General features: G+C 73.2%; 2 protein-coding genes. One reads left to right on the forward strand and one right to left on the reverse strand.

Annotation, left to right across the window (positions count from 1 at the left end; genetic code table 11):
* Window positions 1-85: 85 nt before the first annotated feature.
* The gene (locus tag BN2279_RS09435) at window positions 86-1657 is read right to left on the reverse strand and encodes an MFS transporter (RefSeq protein WP_234347676.1); all 1572 of its coding nucleotides are present in this window, start codon (window positions 1655-1657) and stop codon (window positions 86-88) included.
* A gap of 270 nt (window positions 1658-1927) precedes the next feature.
* Between BN2279_RS09435 and BN2279_RS09440 the strand changes: the two genes are divergently transcribed.
* The coding region (locus BN2279_RS09440; RefSeq protein WP_059008285.1) for a hypothetical protein at window positions 1928-2315 on the forward strand (388 nt) is incomplete at its 3' end.

The raw sequence follows: 2315 nt of genomic DNA on the forward strand, positions 1-2315 counted from the left end.
TTTCTGACGTTCTCTACACAGTACTGGCTCCACGTCTGCGTCAGTTGGCTCTCCTTTCTATCTTTCTTCTTTATTGACTTGTCTTCTAGCGCGCGCCTCCCCCTTGCCACACACGCCGCCCTCTCGATCTGCTGAGCAGGATGTTGCGCGCGGAGCGGGTGAGGCCCACCGCGGTCAGGGCGGCGAGGCCCAGCATCGTGACGCCCGCCGTGAGGAAGGCCGCGTTCAGCGCGTCGGTGAACGCCTCGCCGACGACGAGACGCTGAGCCGCGGCGGACAGGCCGGGGACGGGGTCGGCGGGCGCGAGTCCGCCGCCGGTGGAGAGGGCGTCGGTGGCGGCGGCCCTGGCCTCGGCGGACAGGTTCATGTCGTCCAGCCGGTCCGCGATGCCGTCGGCCTGACGGGCGTGGACGAGGGCGCCCAGCGCGGCGACGCCGAACACCGCTCCGAGCTGGCGGCCGGTGTTGCTGGTGCCGGAGGCCAGGCCGCTGCGGTCCGGGGGCACGGACGCGACGGCCGCGGCGGTGAGCGGCGACAGCGCCAGCCCGAAGCCGACGCCGAGCAGGGCCAGCCGCCACCAGACGGTGCCGTACGGGCTGTCGGCCTGCACGGCGGCGAGGGCGACGAGGCCGGCCCCGGCGCACAGCAGGCCGGTGGCCACCGGCAGCCGGAAGCCGAAGCGGGCGGCGAGGCGCCCGGCCGCCGGGCCGCACAGCAGGATTCCGGCCGAGGTGGGCAGCGTCCGCAGCCCCGCGTCGAACGCCGAGCAGCCCTGCACCAGTTGGAAGAACTGCGAGAGGAAGAAGGTGGTGCCGAGCAGACCGAAGCCGATGCCGAGGATCGCCCCGTGCGAGACGGTGAAGAGCCGCTCCCGGAAGAGCCCGAGCGGCAGCATCGGGTCCCGCGACCGCGCCTGCGTGATCACGAACGCGACCAGCAGCACCGCTGCCGCCGCCAGGCAGGCCCGCGTCGTGCCGGAGGCCCAGCCGGCGTCGCCGGCGTTGATCAGGCCGAAGGTCAGGGCGCCCACACCGGCCGTGGCCAGGAGCACGCCGGGCAGGTCCAGATCGCGTCGGCGGACGGCGCGCGACTCGTCCAGCACCCGCAGTCCGAGGATCAGCGTGAGGAGACCCACCGGGAGGTTCACCAGGAAGACCGCCTGCCAGCCGAAGGCGTCGACCAGCACTCCGCCGAGGAGCGGCCCGGCGGTCAGGCCCAGACCGCTGATGCCCGCCCACAGCCCGATCGCGCGTGCCCGCTCGCGCGGCTCGGTGTAGGCGGAGACGAGCAGGGAGAGGCTGCCCGGGCTGAGCGCGGCGGCCCCGGCGCCCTGGAGGGCGCGCGCGGCGATCAGCGTGCCGGTGCCTCCGGCCAGCCCGCACAGCACGGAGGCGCAGGTGAACACGGCGAGGCCGGTCAGGAACAGCCGCTTCCTGCCGTAGCGGTCGCCGATCGCCCCGCCGGTCAGCAGCAGCACGGCGAGCACCAGGACGTAGGAGTCGACAATCCACTGAAGCCCCGTCAGCGAGGCGGAGAGATCCCGCTGCATGTCCGGGAGCGCGGTCATGACGATGGTGTTGTCCAGCAGCACCATGAACTGCCCGAGGCAGGTCACGGCCAGCACGGCCCGCCTCTTGCGCCGCCCGGCATCGGACACGGAACCCTCCTGTCGGCAGGGTGAGGCAACGATCCAGACCCGACAGCCCAGAGTAGAAGCTCGGGAGTGATCGCTGAAGGGCGCCTTCGGCCCGGCAGGCTCCGTCCGGAAAGCGGGCGCGCCTCCTCCCGGCGCGGGCCGGGGGCGGCGCCCGCGTTCCGTGTCCCGGGCGTCCCGGCAGTTGCTCCCGTACCGGGTGGCGCCGGAATCTCCTTGTGGCGCTAAGGTGTTCGTCACCCCACGGGTCCGTCACAATGTGGATCGGGAGTCATGGAAGACAACCGCAACGGTGAGGCATCCCCCTCGGCCCCGGCATCGGCCGAGGAGACGGCGGCGACGGCCGCCTTCCCCGGGTTCCCGGCTCTCCCGCCCGAGGACGCCCTCCCGGCCCTCGTGCCGCTGGACCCCGACGAGTCCCCGTGGGCCGCCGGTCCGGCGCTGTTCGACGAGCGGCCCGCCCGGAAGCCCGTGGAGAGCGTGGACGAGGCGGAGCCCCGCCCCTCCCGGTCCCGCCTCCTCTACGTCGGCCTGCTGTGCGGCGTGCTGCTCGGCGTCGTGATGGCGCGCGCCGACGAGATACCGATGCCGCTCAACGACTCGGCCAGCAGCGCGGAGACGCGGGCGCTGGCCGAGTCGTTGAGCGGCATCGGTATCTCGT

Origin of the sequence: Streptomyces specialis, from assembly GCF_001493375.1 — a bacterium.
GTDB classification, from domain to species: Bacteria; Actinomycetota; Actinomycetes; order Streptomycetales; family Streptomycetaceae; genus Streptomyces; species Streptomyces specialis.